21 protein-coding genes and 1 tRNA gene are annotated in these 22,404 nt (G+C 55.7%); 9 read left to right on the top strand and 13 right to left on the bottom strand.

Annotated elements, in window-relative coordinates; all coding sequences use genetic code 11:
* Positions 1 to 85 precede the first annotated feature (85 nt).
* The 7 genes from secF to QEN43_RS19150 form a co-directional block, all read right to left on the bottom strand.
* Positions 86 to 1,024: a protein translocase subunit SecF gene (secF, locus tag QEN43_RS19180; RefSeq protein ID WP_026609861.1), complete on the bottom strand. Its 939-nt coding sequence runs from the start codon at positions 1,022 to 1,024 to the stop codon at positions 86 to 88.
* Positions 1,025 to 1,057: 33 nt separating this feature from the next.
* Positions 1,058 to 2,902 (bottom strand): protein translocase subunit SecD, encoded by a 1,845-nt coding sequence (gene secD, locus QEN43_RS19175; RefSeq protein ID WP_026609860.1) that lies wholly within the window; start codon positions 2,900 to 2,902, stop codon positions 1,058 to 1,060.
* Between the two features lie 60 nt (positions 2,903 to 2,962).
* Entirely contained in the window at positions 2,963 to 3,313 is a 351-nt protein-coding gene (yajC, locus tag QEN43_RS19170; protein ID WP_026609859.1) for a preprotein translocase subunit YajC, read from the bottom strand.
* A 50-nt stretch (positions 3,314 to 3,363) separates the two neighbouring features.
* Positions 3,364 to 4,470: a tRNA guanosine(34) transglycosylase Tgt gene (gene tgt, locus QEN43_RS19165; protein ID WP_026609858.1), complete on the bottom strand. Its 1,107-nt coding sequence runs from the start codon at positions 4,468 to 4,470 to the stop codon at positions 3,364 to 3,366.
* 71 nt (positions 4,471 to 4,541) lie between these two features.
* A tRNA-Leu gene (locus QEN43_RS19160) sits at positions 4,542 to 4,626 on the bottom strand.
* Positions 4,627 to 4,649: 23 nt separating this feature from the next.
* A complete protein-coding gene (secG, locus tag QEN43_RS19155) occupies positions 4,650 to 5,030 on the bottom strand; it encodes a preprotein translocase subunit SecG (RefSeq protein ID WP_026609857.1) in 381 nt (126 codons plus the stop codon).
* A gap of 9 nt (positions 5,031 to 5,039) precedes the next feature.
* Positions 5,040 to 5,405, bottom strand: coding sequence for a triose-phosphate isomerase (locus tag QEN43_RS19150; protein ID WP_051331544.1), 366 nt, complete (start codon positions 5,403 to 5,405; stop codon positions 5,040 to 5,042).
* A gap of 1,131 nt (positions 5,406 to 6,536) precedes the next feature.
* Here QEN43_RS19150 and QEN43_RS19145 point away from each other — a divergent pair.
* From QEN43_RS19145 to QEN43_RS19135, 3 genes are read left to right on the top strand one after another with little or no spacing between them, the layout of a single operon-like run.
* Entirely contained in the window at positions 6,537 to 8,423 is a 1,887-nt protein-coding gene (locus QEN43_RS19145) for a potassium transporter Kup (protein WP_026609856.1), read from the top strand.
* A gap of 30 nt (positions 8,424 to 8,453) precedes the next feature.
* Positions 8,454 to 9,278: an undecaprenyl-diphosphate phosphatase gene (locus QEN43_RS19140; protein ID WP_026609855.1), complete on the top strand. Its 825-nt coding sequence runs from the start codon at positions 8,454 to 8,456 to the stop codon at positions 9,276 to 9,278.
* A gap of 30 nt (positions 9,279 to 9,308) precedes the next feature.
* A complete protein-coding gene (locus tag QEN43_RS19135; protein WP_026609854.1) occupies positions 9,309 to 10,427 on the top strand; it encodes an aminotransferase class V-fold PLP-dependent enzyme in 1,119 nt (372 codons plus the stop codon).
* Here QEN43_RS19135 and QEN43_RS19130 read toward each other — a convergent pair.
* From QEN43_RS19130 to amoC, 4 genes are all read right to left on the bottom strand, one after another.
* Positions 10,424 to 11,203: a TatD family hydrolase gene (locus QEN43_RS19130; RefSeq protein ID WP_026609853.1), complete on the bottom strand. Its 780-nt coding sequence runs from the start codon at positions 11,201 to 11,203 to the stop codon at positions 10,424 to 10,426. The two genes, QEN43_RS19135 and QEN43_RS19130, sit on opposite strands and share 4 nt — an antisense overlap.
* Before the next feature lie 191 nt (positions 11,204 to 11,394).
* On the bottom strand, positions 11,395 to 12,639 hold the full coding sequence (gene amoB / locus QEN43_RS19125) for a bacterial ammonia monooxygenase, subunit AmoB (RefSeq protein WP_026609852.1): 1,245 nt from the start codon (positions 12,637 to 12,639) through the stop codon (positions 11,395 to 11,397).
* A gap of 110 nt (positions 12,640 to 12,749) precedes the next feature.
* Positions 12,750 to 13,493 carry a bacterial ammonia monooxygenase, subunit AmoA gene (amoA, locus tag QEN43_RS19120; protein WP_026609851.1) on the bottom strand — a complete coding sequence of 248 codons (744 nt, stop codon included), beginning with the start codon at positions 13,491 to 13,493 and terminating at the stop codon, positions 12,750 to 12,752.
* Positions 13,494 to 13,631: 138 nt separating this feature from the next.
* The gene (amoC, locus tag QEN43_RS19115) at positions 13,632 to 14,420 is read right to left on the bottom strand and encodes a bacterial ammonia monooxygenase, subunit AmoC (RefSeq protein ID WP_026609850.1); all 789 of its coding nucleotides are present in this window, start codon (positions 14,418 to 14,420) and stop codon (positions 13,632 to 13,634) included.
* 488 nt (positions 14,421 to 14,908) lie between these two features.
* On the opposite strand from amoC, the gene QEN43_RS19110 reads away from it, so the two are divergent.
* Both QEN43_RS19110 and QEN43_RS19105 read left to right on the top strand, forming a co-directional pair.
* Entirely contained in the window at positions 14,909 to 15,208 is a 300-nt protein-coding gene (locus QEN43_RS19110; protein ID WP_156912686.1) for a c-type cytochrome, read from the top strand.
* A 9-nt stretch (positions 15,209 to 15,217) separates the two neighbouring features.
* The gene (locus QEN43_RS19105) at positions 15,218 to 16,501 is read left to right on the top strand and encodes an NAD(P)/FAD-dependent oxidoreductase (protein WP_026609849.1); all 1,284 of its coding nucleotides are present in this window, start codon (positions 15,218 to 15,220) and stop codon (positions 16,499 to 16,501) included.
* 39 nt (positions 16,502 to 16,540) lie between these two features.
* On the opposite strand, the gene QEN43_RS19100 is transcribed toward QEN43_RS19105, so the two are convergent.
* Positions 16,541 to 17,134, bottom strand: a complete 594-nt coding sequence (locus tag QEN43_RS19100) for a DUF4202 domain-containing protein (protein WP_026609848.1) — start codon at positions 17,132 to 17,134, stop codon at positions 16,541 to 16,543.
* A gap of 147 nt (positions 17,135 to 17,281) precedes the next feature.
* Between QEN43_RS19100 and zwf the strand changes: the two genes are divergently transcribed.
* From zwf to tilS, 4 genes are all read left to right on the top strand, one after another.
* On the top strand, positions 17,282 to 18,775 hold the full coding sequence (gene zwf, locus QEN43_RS19095; RefSeq protein WP_202901093.1) for a glucose-6-phosphate dehydrogenase: 1,494 nt from the start codon (positions 17,282 to 17,284) through the stop codon (positions 18,773 to 18,775).
* A gap of 56 nt (positions 18,776 to 18,831) precedes the next feature.
* On the top strand, positions 18,832 to 19,551 hold the full coding sequence (locus QEN43_RS19090; protein WP_026609846.1) for a dienelactone hydrolase family protein: 720 nt from the start codon (positions 18,832 to 18,834) through the stop codon (positions 19,549 to 19,551).
* Positions 19,552 to 19,581: 30 nt separating this feature from the next.
* Positions 19,582 to 20,547 carry an acetyl-CoA carboxylase carboxyl transferase subunit alpha gene (gene accA / locus QEN43_RS19085; RefSeq protein ID WP_026609845.1) on the top strand — a complete coding sequence of 322 codons (966 nt, stop codon included), beginning with the start codon at positions 19,582 to 19,584 and terminating at the stop codon, positions 20,545 to 20,547.
* Between the two features lie 88 nt (positions 20,548 to 20,635).
* A complete protein-coding gene (gene tilS, locus QEN43_RS19080) occupies positions 20,636 to 22,003 on the top strand; it encodes a tRNA lysidine(34) synthetase TilS (RefSeq protein ID WP_051331543.1) in 1,368 nt (455 codons plus the stop codon).
* On the opposite strand, the gene QEN43_RS19075 is transcribed toward tilS, so the two are convergent.
* On the bottom strand, positions 21,993 to 22,325 hold the full coding sequence (locus tag QEN43_RS19075; protein ID WP_026609844.1) for a DUF4156 domain-containing protein: 333 nt from the start codon (positions 22,323 to 22,325) through the stop codon (positions 21,993 to 21,995). The genes tilS and QEN43_RS19075 overlap by 11 nt on opposite strands.
* Between the last annotated feature and the right edge of the window lie 79 nt (positions 22,326 to 22,404).

Here is a 22,404-nt window from a genome sequence, read left to right as displayed (position 1 = left end):
TTTGATCTGAGCCAACTTGGGAAAGTTGCCGACGAAAAAAGGCCGCTCGAAGCGGCCTTTCCGATCCGATCGAATCCGGATGCGATCAGGGACGGTTATCGGTTGCCCCCTCCTTCTCAGGCAGCAGAAGGTCGGCGCGGCTGACCCCCAACCAATAGGCCAATGCACTCGCGACGTAGATCGACGAATAGGTACCCACCACGATGCCGACGATCAAGGCCAGAGAGAAGTTCCGAAGGACTTCTCCGCCCCAGATGGCCATCGCGATACAGACCAACAAGGTCAGAAAAGAGGTCATCAAAGTACGGCTCAGCGTTTCGTTGATGGATAGGTTGATGATGTCCAAAACCTCGCCGCGTCGGATCTTCCGGAAATTTTCGCGAATTCGATCGAAGATCACGATGGTATCGTTGATCGAGTAACCCAGGATCGCGAGAACGGCGGCCAGCACGCTCAGGTCGAACTCTAACTGAAAAACGGAAAACACCCCGAGGATCAAAACGATGTCGTGCACGCTGGCGACGATGGCACCGAACGAAAAACGATACTCGAAACGCCATGCGACATAGGCCAGAATCCCGAGTACCGCCAGCAGCAAGGCAACCACGCCGCTTTCCGCCAAGTCTTCTCCAACTTGGGGGCCGACGAACTCGATACGGTGGAGTTCGACTTGAACGGCGGGATCCTTTCTCAAGGCATCCATAACCCGAGTCCTCAGGTCGGTATTTGTCATGTCCTCCTGTGGGGAAAGACGGATTAGGACTTCTCGGGTGGTTCCGAAATGCTGCACGATCGGATTGGCGAAACCGGCGTCTTTCAACTGCTGGCGCACCTCTTCGAGATCCGCGGGCTCCTGATAAGCGACCTCGATAATCGTGCCTCCGGTAAAGTCGATGGCGAAGTTAAGTCCTTGCCACCCCAGTGAAACGAGCGACACCACGCTGAGCACAGCGGACAGAACAACCGCCGGCCAGCTCCAACGCATGAAGTCGATTTTATAACCCCGAATTTTAGTATCGGCCACTGATCATATCTCCTGAAATTCTTCGAATCCGGCTCAGATCCACAATTTGGCGACGCGCCTCTGGCCGTAGACGAAATTGACCAACATCCGCGTACACATCACCGCAGTGAACATGGAGGTCAAGATCCCTATCGTCAGGGTTACGGCGAACCCTTTCACGGGACCGGAGCCGATGGCGAACAGCATGACTGCCGCCACGAGCGTCGTGAGATTGGAGTCGAAAATGGTTGCGAACGCACGCTCGAATCCGGCGTAAATGCTGGACTGAATGGAATTGCCGTTACGCAGTTCTTCCTTGATGCGCTCGTAAATGAGTACGTTGGCATCGACGGCCATACCTATCGTCAGCGTGATGCCGGCGATCCCCGGCAAGGTCAGCGTCGCCTGCAAAACTGACAGAATCGACAGGATCAAAGCCACATTGAAAATCAGCGTGATATTCGCGATGATCCCGAAGACCTTGTAGTAAAGAATCATCACGATCGCGATCAGGACAAAGCCGATAATGAAGGAACGGGTGCCCTGCTCGATATTCTCTTTACCCAAACTGGGGCCTACGGTACGTTCCTCGATGATGTCCACCGGTGCCGCCAAAGCACCGGCGCGCAGCAGCAACGCCAAATTGCGCGCTTCGTCGGTGCTGTCGAGTCCGGTGATCTGGAAACGTTTGCTGAAACGGTCGCGAATCGTCGCGACGTTGATGACCTCCTCGATTTTCTTCTTGGTGGTCACTTTTCGACCTTCGACTTCCTTGGTTTCCGTCTTGGTTTCGATGTACACGACCGCCATCGGCTTGCCGATATTGTCTCGCGTGACATCGGCCATTTTACGGGCGCCTATGCTGTTCAACGTCACGAAAACCGCCGGCGAACCGGATTGGGAATCGAGACCCGAGGAAGCATCCACAATCTGATCGCCGGTCACGATGATCTTGCGCTGCAACAAGATCGGCCTGCCGCTTCGATCGTAATAGAGCCTGCTCCCCAGTGGCGTCCTGCCCTCTTCCAAACCCTGAACGCTGTGCTCGGTGTCCACCAAGCGAAATTCGAGCGTCGCGGTGGCTCCCAGAATCTCTTTGGCACGAGCGGTATCCTGGACGCCCGGAAGCTGTACCACGATACGGTCTTCGCCTTGCTGCTGAATCACCGGCTCGGCGACACCCAATTCGTTGATGCGGTTCCGAAGGGTCGTGATATTCTGCGCCACAGCCAGCCGGCGAGTCTCCCGTCGCTCGGTTTCGGACATCGTGGCCCGAATCGCGTTTCCTTCCACGCTGATATCCAGACCGCGAAGCTCTCGCCGAATGACATCCCTGGCCTGGGCCAAGGTATCCCCGTCCTGGAACTTCACCTCGATAACCCGGTTACCCCTGTCCACGGACAGGTAACGGATCTTGCTTTCCCGCAAAAGCGAACGAATGTCTTCGGCGTAACGCTCTTCCGCCTGTCGGATGGCCGCCTCGGTGTCCACCTGCATCAAAAAGTGCACGCCACCCCGAAGATCCAAACCCAGATACATGGGTTGGGCATTGATCGCCCTCAACCAAGCGGGCGTGGCCGGTGCCAAGTTGAGTGCTACCGTATAGTTCGTGCCCAGCGATTCGCTTAACAGGTCGGCCGCCTTGAGTTGGGTTTCGGTTTCGGTGAAACGCACCAGAAGTCGCTTTTCGGACAACTCGAGCGACTTCGGTTTTAACCCGGCGTCGCTCAGCAATTTTTCGACTTGAACGCGAGTGGCATCGTCGAGTTTGGCGCTTCGCAGAGGTGAAAGCTGCACGGAGGGATCTTCGCCGAAAAAATTGGGCAGCGAGTAAATCGACGCCAGCACCAATATCCCGATAATCAGAAGATTTTTCCAAAGTGGAAAGCTGTTTCGCATAATAGCTGCCTGTAAGGCGCGATACCCTTGGGGACGGGGCATCCGCCGTTTGATTATTGCTTAGCCTTTGTTTTCGGCTTTTTTCTTTGCCTTATAAGTACCCTTCGGCATGAGTGCCGCAATCGCATGACGCTGGACGTAAACATAAACGTTATCAGCAACTTCCAATTGAACGAAATTTTCGTCCAAATCCGCTATTCTACCGAGCAGCCCACCATTGGTGACGACCTCGCTCCCTTTGGTCAAAGACTCGATCATTTTCTTCTGTTCTTTGGCCCGGCGTTGCTGGGGGAGAACAAATAAGAAAAAGAAGACCAGCAAAATAGCGAGCGGTAAGATGAGACCGGCCAATCCCGGCTCTTGCTGAGCCGGCGCGGCTTGAGCAAATGCATCGGAAATCAAGAAACTCATAATGGATCCTTGTTTATCTTTTTAAAAACGCGGCATTATTACACAAAACTTCACACATCGCCTTTTCCTCGCTGCTCGTAAAACCAAGCCACGAATTCGCTCAGACGATTCTGCCCGATCGCTTCCCTAAGCCCGGCCATAAGCTCTTGGTAATAATAAAGGTTGTGTATCGTATTCAACCGGGATCCGAGAATTTCGCCACACTTGTCCAAATGCCGAAGATAGGCACGGCTGTAATTCCGACAGGTATAGCAACGACATTCCTCGTCCAACGGGCGGATATCGTTCTGATAGCAACTGTTGCGGATACGGATTGTGCCGTAGCGCGTGAACAAGTGACCATTGCGGGCGTTGCGCGTCGGCAAAACGCAGTCGAACATGTCGATGCCGAGCTGCACGGCCTCGACGATGTCCTCGGGCGTACCGACACCCATCAAATAGCGAGGCTTTTCGGCGGGCATGTGAGGCAACAGTGCGTTCAAGACACGCGCCCGATCTTCTTTTGGCTCGCCCACCGAAAGACCTCCGATCGCATAGCCGTCGAACCCAATCCGCTTGAGTCCCTCGATCGATTCGAGCCGGAGCTCTTCGTAAACGCTGCCTTGCACGATGCCAAACAATGCCGACGGATTGTCTGCATGCGCTTCTTTGCTCCGCTCCGCCCAACGCAAAGACAGCCGCATCGAATCGGCGGCTTGCTCGTAACTCGCCGGATATGGCGTGCACTCGTCGAAAACCATCACGATATCCGAACCCAAATCCCGCTGGACGGCCATAGATTCTTCTGGTCCTAGAAACGTAATGCTGCCGTCCACCGGAGAACGGAACTGAACGCCGGCATCGGTGATCTTGCGCATGGCACCCAAACTGAAAACCTGAAATCCGCCGGAGTCGGTCAGAATCGGACGCTCCCAATGCATGAACTCATGCAAACCACCGTGGTAGCGAATCACTTGCGTACCCGGGCGCAACATCAGGTGAAAGGTGTTTCCGAGAACGATTTCAGCACCGATTTCCTTAAGTTCCTCGGGCGTCATTGCCTTGACGGTACCGTAGGTGCCTACAGGCATGAATGCCGGCGTTTGTACCCGTCCTCGCGAAAAGATGAGCTCGCCCCGTCGAGCCCTCCCGTCAGTGCTGCGTACATGAAACTGCATCGAATTTTTAGGCGCTGGGAAGCAAAACGGCCTGACTATGCAAAATAGACAGGCCGTCTCGAATCAAGAATTGGTGCCGATGGTCGGACTTGAACCGACACGACTTGCGTCACCACCCCCTCAAGATGGCGTGTCTACCAATTCCACCACATCGGCTGAACATGATCTAACAAGGTTGGCTATTTTGCTGGCTCCGGCGACTGAGGCGCATCGGCACTCTCGGGCAAATCGGCCTTGTCAGTTGCTGGCGGCTCTTCCGCTACCTGCGGAAGATCGCGTCGAGACGGGTCCACACTGGGACCATCTATGATATCAACCTGTTTATTATCTTGTTTATCCGCCAGATACGCAAGACTTAAACTCGTCATGAAAAACAGAGTGGCCAATATCGCAGTCGTACGGGAGAGAAAAGAGGCCGCACCACGGGCGCCGAACAAACTGCTGGACGCCCCGCCCCCAAATCCTGCTCCAGCGTCGGCGCCCCGACCTTGCTGAAGAAGGACTAATCCGATGATCGCCAAGGCGACCAAGACATGAATAATTGTCAATGCCTGATACATAAAACTCACCTAAACCGAATGGCATATCGAGAGAAAGGACTTGGCGTCCAGGGATGCTTCACCAATTGATCCACCGTCCACGTCGGGCATATCAAACAGGGACCGGGCCTTTTCGGGCTTGACGCTGCCGCCGTAAAAATCTCGGACTGAAGCGGAGGTTTCGGGTTCCCGCTCCGCGATTTTCCACCGCAAGCACCGGTATTCAATTATGTGCCCAACTGCTGTGGCGTTCCCGGTTCCAATCGCCCGAACCGGCTCGTAGGCAATCACCGCATTCGACAACGATGCGACATTGGCCAGATCCAGCACCGCATCTAATTGCGTGCCGATAACATTTAAATGGCTCTGTCCGTGCGGTCCCACGGCCTTATCCATGCGTCAAAATCGTTGTAGCCTATGATCGAGCCCTTTCCTAAAACTCGCAGCCACCCCCTGATTGGACTCCCTGTATCACCGCCCCGCTCCGAATGGCCCACTCTAGCCAGATCGCATCCGACCACCCAACATGGGCACCGCCGTGTCCCCGGTGAACGCACCATTGCCCTTATCCGTTACATCTTGCGCGCCCAATAAAATTTATTCCTTCCTAGCACTCTGGCCGCCTCCGGTATGCACACGAACGGCGCGAATTCACCCACCTCCGCTGTTTCAGTTTCCGAAATGCCGGAAAGAATATTCACCCTCGAATGCTGCCGATCTTCCAGCTTCCGACGACCGGAAGACGACGAAACATCGAGCGCTCTTTGTTGTAAAACCGTGGAAGCTTAATGATTCAACGCTGGTTTTTCAAGCAAAAAGGATATGTTGCAGATACGCACTCGCGCCCTCGCCCAGCCGTTAGGCGCTCTTCGAAAGGCGTAGCTAGACGTAGCGGGGTCGCCCACCGCACAACGCTAAATTGAATTCGAGTCAAACCGAAATATTTCTCCGGTAGAAAATTGCTATTCACCGGTTGTTGCTCTCGAACTGTTCTGTAAACGCCAAGCCTCGGGTAACATCGCTCTGTGCTGCCCAATACTTGTGGGCGAGCGAGATTTCAGCATTTTTTAATGTTGTCGAGCGTTGCATCACGGCTTTTGTCCCATATGCTCTAAAACTCGATTGGATGGCGCCAAGGCATGCCCAAACCCGTTGAGCAGCGATCCTTTGACAGCCGGCCCATCCGGCACGGCCTGATCTGAATTCTCGTGAGTCTGCTTTCCCGAAGCGGAAGGAAGCCGGGATATGGACATCCAAGCGGAGAGCGGTATCCCGAATCGCGGAAACTCTTTTCCTTAAATTCGGTAGCTGCTTAGAAATGTCAAGCCTGAGCCAATCGGATCAAATGCGCTTGTCAACCGTCCGCGACACCCTCCCATACAAGCATCGCCAAGATAGCGTCCCGACAGATCGCGACAAGCGTTCCGGTTACCCGAGGACACTTCTTGCACGGATCGACAAGCCGATCATCACACAACGCCGTGAACGCTGCGCCCGCTCTTTTCGCGTCGGCGACGGAGAATGTTCATGAATTCGGTAACTCTGGCCCCGTACCCATCACACGCGCAAAAAAGCTTGATACTTGGGGCGCTGGGCATTGTATTCGGCAATATCGGTACGAGTCCGCTCTATGCGCTTAAACAATGCTTCGCCGGCGTTTTTGTGCTGGAGCCAACCCCGGAGAACATACTCGGCGTCTTGTCACTTATTTTTTGGGCACTTCTGATCGTCATTTCGCTGAAATACGCCATCGTCATCATGCGAGCGCATAACAAAGGCGAAGGCGGTGTCATGGCTCTGATAACGCTTATCCAGCAAAAGGCAGAAATCGGCCCTCGCTTACGGCGTCTGTTGATTGGGGTGGGGCTGGTCGGCGCGTCGCTATTTTACGGTGATGGCATGATCACGCCGGCTATCTCGGTCTTGAGCGCAGTCGAGGGGCTCGAAGTCCTACAACCAGAACTTCGTTCTTACATCGTTCCGCTATCACTCGCCATCCTCATAGGGCTTTTCGCCTTCCAGCGCAAAGGGACAGCCGGCGGCGGGGCACTATTCAGGCTGGTCATGGGCGTTTGGTTCTTCGCTATTGGGGCGTTTGGCACGCTGAGCTTGCTAAAAGCTCCTGAGGTGTTGGCCGCTGCGAACCCGGCGCACGCCATTTATTTTCTCTCGGCACACGGCTGGCCATCCGTATATGTTTTAGGCGCCGTCGTCCTGGCCGTAACCGGCGGAGAGGTACTGTATGCCGATATGGGACATTTCGGTCGGGAGTCCATCCGCAAGACATGGTTTCTGTTCGTCCTGCCTGCACTTATGCTCAACTACTTCGGCCAAGGCGCTCTTCTGATCCAGAATCCTTCCGCGATCCAGAACCCGTTCTATTTGCTGGTGCCTGAGGGAATGCTCGCGTTCATGATCGTGATCGCCACTATAGCCACGATTGTCGCTTCCCAGGCAATCATCTCGGCTACTTTTGCGCTCACCTCCCAGGCCATCCAGCTCGGTTTTTGCCCGCGGCTCGGCACTCACTACACGTCCGAAGAGGAAAACGGCCAGATTTATATTCCCTGGACCAACTGGGCATTGATGGTTGCCACCGTCATCCTGGTTCTCGGGTTTCAATCCTCATCCAATTTGGCGGCCGCGTACGGCGTCGCAGTAACGGGAATCATGGCCGTCGACACGATTTTGGCGCTCGTCGTAGTGTACAGCTTGTGGAAATGGAATCCTATCGTGAGCGGTTTGGCAGCCGTCGGATTTATTACCGTCGATTCGGTGTTCCTGATAGGCAACGCGACAAAAATCTTCGAAGGCGGCTGGCTTTCGTTAGTCATCGGACTTATCGCCTTCACGTTTCTATCAACATGGAAACGCGGCCGCGATCTGCTTCGGGAGAACTTGCGGGAAGGCTCGGTAGACGTCGATCACTTCTTGGCCGAGATCACCAGCAATCCTCCCCTGCGTGTAGCGGGTACCGCCGTGTTCATGACCAGTAGCCGAGACGATATTCCCCCGGCCTTGTTGCATAACTTGAAGCACAATAAGGTATTGCACGAAACCGTCGTTCTCATGACCGTCACCACGGAAAATACTCCCCGAGTCGCCCCCGAGAAACGTCGTGAAATCCGTCGACTCGGTGCGGGCTTTTTTAGAATCAATCTCCACTATGGTTTTATGGAGGCGCCGAATATCCCGCGAGCCCTGAAATCCGCCAGCCGAGAGTTTGACATCGACATCTCCGATACGACCTTTTTCCTCAGCCGCGAAACCATTATCCCGGGTCCAACCCCGAAAATGCCTCTTTGGCAATTGAGGCTGTTCATCGGCATGTTCCGCAATACCCGCAGTACTATCGGTTTCTTTCGAATTCCACCGGATCGCGTCGTTGAACTGGGCGTACAACGCATGCTGTAATCTTTAAATCGGCATCAACCAAGGAAATATATGGACCTTCCCCTATATTTGAAAGCAATCGTACTCGGCATTCTGGAGGGAGCAACCGAATTTCTTCCCATCTCCAGTACCGGCCATTTGATCATCGCCAACGATCTATTGTCTTTCACCGGCGAACGCGCGAAAACGTTTGACATATTTATTCAGCTCGGCGCGATTTGCGCGATCGTTTGGCATTATCGAAAGCGTATCTACCGCGTAATAGGGTCTCTGTTCTCCGATCCGGCTGCCTTGCGGTTTACAATCAATGTCCTGATCGGTTTCCTTCCGGCCGCTGTGCTCGGCCTTCTTCTTCATAAGACCATCAAAGCACAGCTTTTCAATCCGATTACCGTTGCAGGGGCGCTGATCGTAGGCGGCCTTGCGATACTGGCGATAGAAAGTCGGCGCCGGGCTCACCGCGTCGAAGACATCGATGATCTGACGTGGCATGTGGCACTCAAGGTCGGCTTCGCTCAGAGTCTCGCGCTGTTTCCCGGCGTATCACGGGCTGGTGCAACCATCATGGGCGGCTTATTGAGCGGGATGTCCCGGTCCGCTGCGACCGAGTTTTCGTTCTTCCTTGCTATTCCGACAATGTTCGCCGCCACGAGCTACGATTTGTACAAGAATCTGAATATCATGAGGCCCGAGGACATCCAAATACTGGCAATCGGCTTCATCGCCGCTTTTTTTAGCGCCTGGCTGGTCGTTCGCGCCTTGCTTGCATTTGTCTCGCGGCATAGTTTCAAGGCATTTGCTTGGTATCGAATACTATTCGGCTCCTTGGCGCTGATCTATTTCCTATCGACGAGCGGACTCACCGTTTCGCTCTAATATACGCTTTCTTCCCGTCGGTACCCACACGTGCATCCCGAATTCCCGTTATCCTCGGACCTCATCTATTTGAACCATGCGGCCGTGGCGCCGTGGCCGCTGCGCACCGCCCAGGCGGTCACCCGGTTTGCTGAGGAAAACGTCCGATACGGCGCCGCTCGTTATCCGGATTGGGTAAGACGGGAAAGCATTTTACGGGAACAACTACGCGACCTACTCAATGCACCGTCCTCGGACGATATCGCTTTGGTCAAGAACACCTCCGAGGCTATTTCACTCGTGGCTTTCGGTCTGGAATGGCGGGAAGGCGACAATATCGTTTCCAGCAGCGAGGAGTTCCCGTCAAATCGAATTCCCTGGCAAGCGCTGAGCAGCCGGGGCGTGGCGTTCAGGGAAGCGAACCTTGCCGCGGGGTCTACGCCTGAGGACGCCTTGTTTGAATTGGTCGACGCGCGTACAAGGCTGATCACGATCAGCTCCGTTCAATACGCATCGGGCTTACGACTCGATCTGGAAAAAATCGGTCGGTTCTGCCGCGACCAAGGAATTTTGTTTTGCATCGATGCCATCCAGAGCCTCGGCGCGCTTCGATTTGACGTGCAGCGATATCATGCTGACTTCGTCATGGCGGATGGCCATAAGTGGATGCTCGGCCCGGAAGGGCTTGCCGTGTTTTACACCTCACCGCGCGCTAGAAACGCACTGAAGCTTATGCAGTACGGCTGGCATATGGTCGAAAACGCCGGCGATTACGACACTCGATCCTGGATTCCGGCAAGGAATGCTCGGCGCTTTGAGTGCGGCAGCCCCAACATGCTGGGAATACACGCGTTGTCAGCCAGCCTCTCGTTAATCTTGGAGACCGGCATGGAAACCATAGAAACTTCGCTGTTGGAACGCACCACTTATCTGGCCGAGGCGATCATGAATCAACCGTTACTCCAGCTTCTGTCGCCTGGCGATCCCGAGCGTCGTTCCGGCATCATCACGTTTCGCCATCGTTCCAAGGAAAATCAACGACTCTTTCAGCATCTCAAACAGAACGGCGTGATTTGCGCTCTGCGTGGCGGCGGCATTCGCTTTTCCCCTCATTTCTACACGCCGTTGTCTTCGCTCGAACGAGCGATCGACATCGCCCTGGGCGCCTAAGCTCGAGCGCCCGCGAACAACCGGTAGAAATTGTCCGAGCTGAGCTCCGCCACACGCTCGAGAGATACTCCTCTCAACCCCGCAATACACTGGGCCACATATCTGACGAGATATGGATAATTGGGCTTTCCTCGAAACGGCACCGGGGCCAGGTAAGGTGAATCGGTTTCGATCAGGAATCGATCTTCTGGAATTTTCTTGGCGACCTCCTGTATCGATTGAGCGCTCCGGAAAGTCACGATCCCCGAGAATGAGATGTAAAATCCCAAGTCCAAGACGCGGCGCGCCGTTTCCCAATCTTCAGTAAAGCAGTGGAATACGCCGCCCACCTCGTCAGCACGCTCCTCTATCAGCAATTCAATCGTGTCATTCCTGGCTTCTCGCGAATGAATAATCAAAGGCTTGCCGACCAACCTCGCAGCTCGGATATGTTGCCGAAACCGCTCCCTCTGCCAGTCTAGGCTGCCCGAACTTCGGTAGTAATCCAACCCAGTCTCACCGACGGCGACCACCTTGCTGTCTCTTGCCAGAGAAACCAGTTTTTCCACAGTGGGTTCTTCTGGAACATGCTCGTTCGGATGGACACCGACCGATACCGAAACGTTATCGTATCCGTCTACCAAACGTCGCATTCCGGCGTAGCTCTCGAGATCGATGCCTACGCATAGCAGATGCCGAACCTCCTGTTTTTCCGCCTCTCTCATGAATAAGGCGAATTCGGCGTTGAAAGGCGCGAGATCAAGCCGATCAAGATGACAGTGAGAATCTATGAACATAAGCTGAACTTTAGGTCCTCTCCAGGAAACGGGCGAGATATTAATCGGACTGACTATATCCACTCTCTAGACAGCACATACTCAATCTCGATCCACTTCAATTAAAAAAGCCCCCTTCTTGAGGAAGGAGGGCTTTAGTGTGTCGACCGTCGGTCGTGTAACCAGGGGCACCTCGACGGCGCCCCTTGAGATTACATGAAGGACGGGATCAACGGAGCGTCGATCTGGACGATCTGACGACCACCCTGATCGTCGAAGAAGAACAACAGACCAGCAAAACGGCTGTCCGGGTCATAGATAATGTCCGACAGACGGTACACTTCCCACGCCGCGTCGCTCGCGGTCACTTCAACCGTCCGCGTCTCACCCGGCTGGATCGGGCTGTTGTCGCTCACTTCCAAACCGTCATCGGCCAGCAGGTCTTCCGGATAACCCGTCGTGTCTTTGTACACGTCCGCATCCAGGAACCGCACCGACGCCGTGTAGAATTCACCCAACCGCACCGGCTTGTCGCCATTGTTGGTGATCGTGAGCTTCATCCGCATCGCACGGCCAGGTACCCGATAGCTCGCATCGTTTACCTTCACCGCAACCGTCGCCTTCGGCTCCTCAATCGGCTGAATGCCTCTCAACGTACCTGCCTGCAACGGAATCGTAATCGGGTACTTGCTGTTCGCGCTCGACATCGCGAAGATGACGATCAAAATCGTCGCCGCCGCAAAGCCCATCGCGACCTTCTTGTCACCCGCCGAAATCAGCTCGTTCGCACGACCCGCTTCGACCATCAGGTAACGCGGCAGGAACGCCGGACGACGTACCCAGTACACCACCCAGGCAATACCAATCGCATACCAGAAGACATGCCAGAAGTAGGTGTTGCCTTCGTTGTAAGTCTCCAGGTCCACCGTCTGACCCGTCAGCGTGGTCACCGGGTTCTTGAATTCGCTCATCGACCCTTCAATCGTGATCCATTTACCCGGACCAATGATCGGACCACCACCTTCAACGTTCATCATGGTGTGCACGTGCCAGTCACCCGGACGACGCGCCTTCAACACCACCTTGAAGTCGTACGTCTTGCCGATCTCCAAACGCACCGAACGCGGCACCAACTGACCGCCAATGTACGACGCCTTACGGATAAATACCGGACCCGGAATACCCACGTTCAAGAATGCCGTATCCGGCTCCGCTACCGTCTCCGGCCAGCCTTCAAACACGTGGAATTTACCCGTGATCTCCACCTCTTCATTGACCTTCACCTTCTCTTTCGACCAGTTCAGGTCATACCAGTGGATCGTCCGCATGCGCATGAACGCCGCCTGCGATTTCTCACCGTGGGCCGATGCACTCGGCGCATAAAAGCTGGTCGCCGCAAACGTCGCCAGCAAACCGACCATGGACCACTTGGCGATCCTGTCTTTGATTAGTTTCATAGGCTTCTTCCTCTCTCGAGTCTGTTCTGTTATCCCCGTCCTCCAGAGCCCACCCTTACGCGCGCTCCCGAGAACGGTGCTTTTCGCTTGTACGTTCCGTTTCGGCCCAATTAGGTCTGCTTCAAGAACCGAACGGTCGAGAACCAACGGCCCACAAAGTGCCACATGAAGTAAATCAGAATGGACATGAAGGCCGAGAAGAACGCCGACACCGGCGCTACGTCTTTACCGAAGGTTCTCAGGGTACCTTTTTCAACCATACGGATGTACTCGGGGGTACCCGTACGGACATAGTGGTAACCCTGAATGTCGGCAATCGACATCAGCATCCCGTTGTATTCCACCGGCACGTGCAGCGGGGCAATCATCGGCCAGTTACTCGGGTAGAAAATCAAACCCCAAGCCAAACCGCCCACAATCGCCGTGAACAGATAGCTGCCCGACAGCATCAGGAAGGTGTCCAGCAAAATCGCACCCGGAACCAACAGCGCCGGGAAAACAAAGTTGATCGGGAAGTAGGTCCAACCCCAGAAGTTGAAGTAACGGTTGACCCATTCACCAAACAGCAGCGCCAATACCGCAATCGTCGCGCCCCACGGATTCCGGAACTTCTCCCAGGCCCACGCCTGAATCGCCGCCGGGAACGTGATCAACACAATCGGCGTCACCGTCACCCACAGACGACGGTCCTTCCAGTCCGCCCAGAAGTCCCAGTCACCCATCGTCAACATCGCGTGGATGTGATACGAACCACACACCACAAAGAAGAAAATGAAAAGCCCCAGGTAGTCAATCGTCCTGGAGACTTGCACTGCTTCGGCATGAGACCGAACCGCAGATTGAAGTGCGCTCATGAGTTACCTCCAAAAGTTCATTTATTGTCGTTCTCGATGACCGCCCGATCTCGGACAACCATCGCCACGTCCTCTGCCGGCCGCAGCGACCCGCGCCAAGATCTCTCTCAACGCCGGCCGCCGCAACCCTTCCCAAACTTATTTCGCGATCAGGCCTTGATCCACCGCTTCGCAGATCTCTTTGCCCATCAGGTTCGAGACGCTAGCAAAGATCTGCAACAGCACGCCCATGATCGCCAATGCCAGCCAGCCGAAGATCACGAAGCCGTAGTGCAAGGGCGCTACGAACAGCTCTTCCATAAACCAGAAGGTGTGACCCCACTCGTTCAGACCGACGTTCGGCAGAATCATGAACGGACCCGTCCACAAAATCAGGTACGCCAGCGACAAACCTTTGGTCGTCGTCTGGAAGTACGGCAGGCGGGTGTGCGCATACAAGAACGCACCACCACCCGTGATGATGTAGATCGGGTAGCTCAAGTAGAACTCAATAATGTGCGACGGCGTGAAGTCCGTATCGCGAACAATCGTCTGGTGCCAGGTGCCATCCTGCTCGGTGAAGTAGCTCGCACCCCAGTAAATGGCCCATGCATACGCAAACAGCCAAATCAGGTGCGTCATGTTCCGGCGCAGTTCTTCCCGCGGAGCCAGTGCCGCCATGTTGCGGTCACGCGTCTTCCACAGATAGCCCCACAGAATCGAGGCCGTCACCACTTCCAACACGATCTCCGTGTACAGGAAGTTCATCCAGTACGTCTCGAATTCCGGTGCAAACGAGTCCAGACCAGCCGACCAGCCATAGACCCCTTCATACCACCGAACCCACAGATAAAAGACCGTGTACAGCAGAAACGCAAAGGTCAGCCACTTCACATCCAACAGAGGCTTGTCTTGCGCCTCTACTCCACCAACAGTTGTTGCAGCCATAGGTTTACCTCCAATTTAAGTCATACTCGCGATGCGTCTCCGCATCGCCACCTCAACTCGCTTCCCTGCTTGTCTTCTTTATCCTCGCCGCGAGTCTTATTACCCCCTGCGACAATTTGCCCCACTCCCGGGGTGCGTTGCAGTCTATCACTCATTCATACCTTGTCAAGGAACAGTCTATCTATGAATAAATACCTATACAGCTCTCCTCGGCCAACAAGAAAAACCGTAAATCGCTGTTTTTGATACGGTATGAAAAATCAACCTCTCATATCGTCTCTGGTGATGACACCAACATCCTTGGCCCGGCCCGTTTGTAGCATCGGGACAATGACCGTTCGGCTCTTACCAAAGCTTTCTTTGTCAGCGGTGCACGAGGGATTCCGATTCTCATGACGGCCACAATTTTCAAATCCGCGCCGGCGATGTACGCTAAGCGGATATTCTCCCGGTGAAATGTCTCAGGTATGCGACCGATTCGAGTTATTGTGGTATCCGCATACGTAACTGCGCTTACAACGCCGGTTCCGCAAGGGGTGTCCGCCGACGATCGCGCGAGTTCGGCCTTTGCCCAAATCGCCCTCGCTTGCACCGGCTGTCACGGCACATCGGGCCAGGGCGTGGGGTCCATTCCGGCAATCAATAACATCCCCGAATCCACATTCATCCGCACTATGCAGGAGTTCAAGTCGGGGCAGCGCGCAGCAACGGTGATGGACCGTATCGCGCAAGGGTATAACGATCGTGATTTCCTCGAATTGGCCCGGTTTTTCAGGGATCGTCGATAGAGAGGATTCATGACAAAGATTTCCCGGCGAAGCTTCCTCAAATGGGCCTCGACGATCGGAGCACTGGGGCTATTCGGTTGTTCGGCCGGTCATCGCGCAACCCGGCCTCGGCTAAATCAAGCCCGAGTAGCCGTGGTTGGCGGTGGATTCGCGGGCGCGTCGGCAGCAAAGTACCTCAAGCTACTCGCACCTGAATTAGAAGTTATTCTGGTCGAGCAACACGCAGCTTATTTATCCTGCCCCGGGTCAAACGAAGTGATCGCAGACTTACGCCCGCTTGACGAGCTTAGGCGGGGATACGGCGCGCTCAGTGCCGATCGCGGCATACACGTTATAACGGCCGAAGCTCGGTCGGTCGATGCCGATAAGCGCGTGGTGTTCTTAGCGGACGGATCGTCGGTGCGGTACGATCGGTTAATCATGGCGCCCGGCATCGACTTCCGCTGGGAGGCTATCGACGGATACGACGAGGCGGCCAGCCATCTCGCCCCGCATGCGTGGAAGGCCGGACCACAAACCACCCTATTGCGCCGCCAACTGCAGGCCATGCCCGATGGCGGCGTGGTGCTCATCACCGCGCCGCCCAACCCGTATCGCTGCCCGCCGGGGCCCTACGAGCGCGCCTCCCTCATCGCTCATTTTCTAAGACGTCACAAACCACGTTCCAAGGTGCTTGTGCTGGATGCGAAAACCAAATTCTCCAAACAAGCGCTGTTCCTACACGGCTGGAAAGAGCTTTATCCGGGCATGGTGGAATGGATTTCGGCGGAAAAGGAAGGGAAGATCGAGCGGGTAGATGCCGCGTCTCGCACCGTCTATACCGAGTTCGACGAGCATCATGCGGACGTTTTGAATGTGATTCCACCGCAAAAGGCCGGCAGACTTGCCCATCAGGCGCGGCTAACGGATGAATCGGGCTGGTGCCCCGTCGATCCTTTGACCTTCACATCGACACAGGTACCGTATATACATGTCATCGGGGATGCCTGTATCGCGACGCCGATGCCCAAATCGGCATTTGCCGCCAACTCCCACGCGAAGGTCTGCGCCGCAGCCGTGATCGACCTCCTGCAAGATCGAGAACCCGGCCCTCCGGCCTTGATCAATCACTGCTACAGTTTCTTACAGCCGGATTATGCAATCTCAATAACCGGCGTTTACAGGTATTTACAAGCCGAAAAACAGCTCGAAGCCGTGTCGACGGGCGAAACGCCGATGGATGGGGACCGCCGGAAAGAGGCAGAGCACGCTCGAAGCTGGCAAAAAGCCATTGCCGCCGACGCTTTCGGCTAATCTCGCCTTACCCATCGACGATCTACTCGGCGCTCAACTCTATGCCGCCCTTAAAGCTGCCGCGAGCAAAGCGCGGATCGGCACCGGGAATTCTAGCTTCAACGCACGCGCGCGTGCGTGCTCGGACATCTTCTTCCAGGTCTTGCGGACGATTCCGATCAGCTTTTCCTGGTCGTGAATCTCCGCGGCGAAGGCGGCGAAGTAATGATCGAGAAACACGAGACAAGCGACGTCCTCGATCGCTTGGACATCGGAATCGGTTTTCAAACCACGTTTCTGAAGAATCTTTCTCACACGCTCGATGTCTACCGAGTCATATCCTACTTGCGCCATGAGCTTCGCAACACAATCGGCATGAAAGCCATACAAATAGCTCCGCCATTGGAGATATCCCTCGCGCGTGTCCGGGTAAGTCTGCCGCGGCACTTCCCAACGCCGGATATGCTGCCCGCGTGCGGCAATCTGCAGCAAGTCCGTCGCCTCGGGGTAGAGGCGGTGGAGCCACTCTGTCATGCGCATCCCGTAAAGCAATTCCTTGGGGTAGGATTTGCCTTGCCAAACTTCGCTATTGGGGTCCTGCGCGTTGGCCTCGTCGATCAGAACGAGCACCCGAGCCAGCCGATCATCGCTCATCGAGGTATCAATCCGCGTTGAAGTACTCAGAGCGTTCTTATCAAATCCCGATTTCATTGGCAACGAGCCCGCTTCGACCGGTCCATGCATTGGCGGAAACGGGACGAAACAGTATTATCCAAAGCATGGCCAATTCGCCGGGAGGGAATGATGCTTGATGCATGCGTGTTCACGATTTTTGGAGCTACCGGTCACCTTTCCCGCACCAAGCTGTTACCCGCTCTGTATCGATTGGACAAAGCCGGCCGACTGCCCGAGGCGACGGTCATACTAGGTTTAGGCCGACGGGATTGGGATAATTCTCAATGGCGGGCCGAGGTGTCCAAATGGCTGGAAGAGCGCCTGGGCGGCTCACTCGACCAAGAGGCACTCGACCACTTCAATCAGCGACTCCATTTCTTCTCGGCGAACATCGGTGATCCCGACTCGTCGATGCGCCTCAGACAGCTGTTGGACAGCGGGCCCGAGTTTCCACCTAATCACGTGTATTACCTTTCGCTTCCGCCTTCAGAATATAAAGCGGCGGCGGACTTTTTAGCGCTGAGCGGACTCAATCAGGAACAAGGGGGCTGGCGCCGTCTCGTGGTCGAAAAACCGTTCGGCTACCACCTGGAGGATGCGCAAATCCTCGATCGCCACCTACACCGCAACTTTACCGAGCAGCAGATCTTCCGAATCGATCATTATCTCGGCAAGGAAACGGTGCAAAACATCTTCGTATTTCGCTTCGCAAATCTCATGTGGGAACCGTTGTGGAACCGCAACCTCATCGATCATGTGCAGATCACGCATAGCGAAATGGCAGGAATCGAAGACCGGGCGGACTATTACGAAACTGCCGGCGCACTGCGCGACATGATCCAGAGCCACTTGATGCAGATGCTAGCCTTAGTCGCCATGGAACCCCCGGCAACCATGGATGCAGAATCGATTCGGGACGAAAAGGTCAAGGTGCTCAAGTCCATTCGGCCCATCCCCAAGGCCGCGGTCCATGCCCATGCGTTCCGCGCCCAATACACCCGTGGACGCGTCGAGGGCCAGGATGTGCCCGGATATCTGGACGAAGAGCAGGTCGACAAGCAAAGTACGACTGAGACCTATGCCGCGCTAAAGCTGTACATCGACAATTGGCGCTGGCGCAATGTGCCGTTTTATTTGCGGACCGGCAAACGCTTGGCGAAAAACAGCTCGCTGATCGCCATACGCTTCAAACACCCGCCGCAGCAATTGTTTCGAGAAACTCAAATCGCGGCGGTGCCCCCAAATTGGCTGTTGATGGGCATACAACCTGAACAGTGCATCCGCATCGAAGTTCAGGTACGGGAACCCGGCATCGGCATGCGCGCTCGAACAACTCAACTCGACGCCAGCACCTGCTATCAGGCCGGTTACCAACTCGACGCCTACGAGTCGCTCCTACTGGATGTCATCGCTGGCGATCATGCTCAGTTCCTGCGTTCAGACGAGGTCGAGTGGGCCTGGCGAGTCGTCGACCCAATTATCAGAACGTGGTCGGTAGAGCGGGAATTCATTCACACCTATCCCGCCGGTTCCTGGGGCCCCGAGGAAGCTGATCGCATCTTCGAGCGGGAGGATCAGCAATGGCGGCATTCGTTCTCGGCCTCGGACGCTCCTCGCTGAAGCCGACGATCCGTTAAGCTATTCATCTCGTTCCTTCGGTACTTTTGGAGATAGTAATGGCTGTCATAACCCAGACGATCGATTACACCCATAACGACGTTCAACTTGAAGGCTTCTTCGCGTATGACGACAAGCGCCCCCAACCTCTGCCAGCCGTGTTGATTTCCCACGCCTGGGTTGGCCGTGACGAATTCGTGTGCAACAAGGCGCGCAGGCTAGCTGAACTGGGTTACGCGGCCTTTGCGCTCGATATGTACGGTAAGGGTAAATTGGGAACCGGCCCCGAGGAAAACGCAAAATTGATGAAACCTTTCATGGACGACCGCCGATTGCTGCAAGACCGGATTACCGCCGCGCTGGAAACCGTCCGCAAACTTCCTCAGGTCGACCCCAGGCGGATCGCGGCGATGGGTTTTTGCTTCGGCGGCTTGTGCGTGCTGGATCTCGCGCGGACCGGCGCCGATCTCCGCGGCGTCGTCAGCTTCCATGGCTTACTCATACCGCCGGGCAATACGCAAGGCACGAAGATCAAAGCTAAGGTTCTCGTCCTGCACGGCCATGACGATCCCATGGCACCGCCGGATCAGATATTGAGTCTGGCCAAAGAGCTCACCGAAGCCGAAGCCGACTGGCAAATCCATATCTATGGAAATACCTTGCACGCCTTCACCAATCCCATGGCAAACGACCGATCGTTCGGGACGGTTTACGATGAAACCGCGGATCGCCGCTCCTGGGAGAGTCTGCGGAATTTCTTGGCCGAGGTGTTAAACTAGGCGCCCCCATGCATTCCAAAAAATCGACAAATGGACCTGAAATTCCTAGATTTCGAACAACCCATCGCCGAACTCGAAGCCAAGATTGAAGAACTGAAGCGGGTCGGATTCGACAACGAAATCAACATCAGCGAGGAGATCGCAAGGCTTGAGGAAAAGAGCCGCAAGCTGACCGAATCGGTCTTCTCATCGCTGACCGCGTGGCAGATATCGCAGCTTTCCCGGCATCCGCAACGTCCGTATACGCTAGATTACATCGATCTGATGTTCTCCGAGTTCCACGAGCTTCACGGGGACCGAGGCTTCGCAGACGATCCGGCGATCGTGGGCGGACTCGCCAAACTGGACGGACAACCGGTCCTGGTCATCGGTCATCAGAAAGGCCGGGACACCAAGGAAAAGATTTACCGCAACTTCGGCATGCCGAGGCCAGAGGGCTACCGCAAGGCATTACGGCTGATGCACCTCGCCGAAAGATTCCGCTTGCCCATCTTCTGCTTTATCGACACGCCTGGCGCCTATCCCGGTATCGGCGCGGAGGAACGGGGGCAGAGCGAAGCCATCGCCCGAAACCTGTTCGAAATGTCGAAATTGCGCACCCCGATTATTTGCACCGTGATCGGCGAAGGCGGTTCCGGAGGCGCGCTGGCCATAGGCGTGGGCGACCGCCTTTTGATGCTCCAATACAGTACGTATTCGGTCATTTCGCCGGAAGGCTGCGCATCCATCCTCTGGAAAAGCGCGGACAAGGCCGAACTCGCGGCCGAGGCCATGGGCATCACGTCGGACCGGCTGCGGGAACTAGAATTGATCGACGAAATTGTCCCCGAACCGTTGGGCGGTGCTCATCGTGATCGTAAGCAAGTCAGCGACAATCTGAAAGCAGCGCTGAAACGGCATCTCGAAGAACTACGCCGTACACCCATCGAGACCTTATTGCAACGGCGTTACGAGCGGTTGATGAGCTACGGTATTTTCGAAGAGGCGGTCGCGTAGCTATCGTTCATTTTCACGGAGTGGTCACCGACGGCTGCTTTCCGCCTCCGGACGGGTCTCTGATCGGCCCCGTACTTGTACGGCTGGCATGAGCCTTTTCGTCGAAGCACTGCAGCAAAATCTATCCCGCCATCCGCCGGCAACCCGCTATTGGATTGCATACAGCGGCGGACTCGACTCTCAGGTCCTGCTCCACCTCTGCGCGAAACTGAAAGACAGCCATCCCGACCTCCAGTTTGCCGCCGTACATATCCACCATGGCCTGCAAGCCGCCGCAGACGAGTGGGCCGAAACGTGCGAAGCGACGAGCCGACTGCTCGGAATCCCGTTCCAACTGCTTCGGGTCAAGGCGATGCCGAAGCCAGGCGAAAGCCCCGAAGAGGCTGCCCGGAACGCCCGTTACGAGGCTTTGCGCGCACTCCTTTCCGAAAGCGAAGCATTGTTGACTGCGCAGCATCGGGACGATCAGGCGGAGACGCTACTGCTCCAGCTGTTTCGCGGGGCCGGCATCGACGGCCTTGCCGCCATGCCGGAGTACACCGCCTTCGGACCTGGATTTCTGCTGCGGCCCCTGTTGTCCTTCTCCCGCACTCAACTGCGGGAATATGCTGAAGAGCACGGGTTGGCCTGGATCGAAGATCCTAGCAACCGCGACCTGAGTTATGACCGAAATTTCATTCGTCACGAAGTTCTTCCTTTACTCGAAAAGCGATGGCCGGCGGTGAAGGACACCCTGGCCCGAACGGCCAAGCATTGCGCCGAAGCGCAAACGCAGCTGAACGCGCTGGCGGCGGACCTACTAAAGACCGTGATCCAACCGAAACGCGGCACTCTTCTTCTGAATCCGCTGCGGGCCTGCTCGGTACCGGACCGCCGCCTGATTCTGCGCGAGTGGCTCCGGAGCCGTGGCTTCCGTAGGCCGTCTACGCGTGTGATCGATCGTGTCTTGAACGAAGCGCTGGACGCCAAACCGGACCGAAATCCAGCGATCCGGTGGAACGAAGGAGAGATACGGCGATATCGGGAAGAGCTCTATCTGATGCCGATCATCCCACCGTTTCACCCCGACAAGATCATCCCATGGGATGGCGTCGCGACGCTCCATCTCCCGGACCAGAACGGCGCTCTAAGCGCGAGCTTGGAAAAACGAGCGGGAATCTCGCTCGCCGCGTGGCGAAGCGGGACGATCACCGTTCGCTACCGACAAGGTGGCGAATCGCTCCGCCTGCCTGGCCGCAAAGGCTCTCACGACCTCAAAAAACTGTTTCAGGAAGCCGGAATTCCGCCCTGGATCCGAGAGCGAACGCCATTGATCTATATCGGCGACGAGCTCGCGGCCGTGGCGGGATGGTGGGTGTCTGCCGGTTTCGCAGGCGAACCGAACGACTGCAATATCGTGATCCGGTGGCACGCGCCGGACGGTTTTGCCGGCGCTTGGCTATCCATCAAGGATTGATGCAACGATAGACGTTAAAGGTTTGCTCACCGTCGATCAAAGGACCGGCAGGCACGATAGTATCTCCACCCATATCCGCCGCGTTATTGCGGGCAAGACGATTGACTTCCTTTTGCACCGTCTCCTTGCTGCGGGCGAAGATACCGACGGTCGCCGCCGTATTCGATGTAACACGCCCCAAATGCTTACAACGCCCGACCTCGGGGGGCGTGAGTTCGCGTACCTTTTCGCCCCCCGGAGTAAGTTCCACCCAGGTACATCCCGACACTATGAACATCACCGCCACCCCGAAGACAAGCGTGGATAGTCTCGCCCAAGTCATCTAATGAAATCTCCTCAAAAATTATTTCGTATTTTCCTCATGTTAGCGCGATTCGGCATTCGATGGTAAAAAAAGGGGA

It is taken from the genome of Methylocaldum szegediense, assembly GCF_949769195.1.
Lineage (GTDB): Bacteria > Pseudomonadota > Gammaproteobacteria > Methylococcales > Methylococcaceae > Methylocaldum > Methylocaldum szegediense.
The sequence above is the reverse complement of the archived record's forward strand: the minus strand, read 5'-3'. Positions and strand labels throughout refer to the sequence as shown.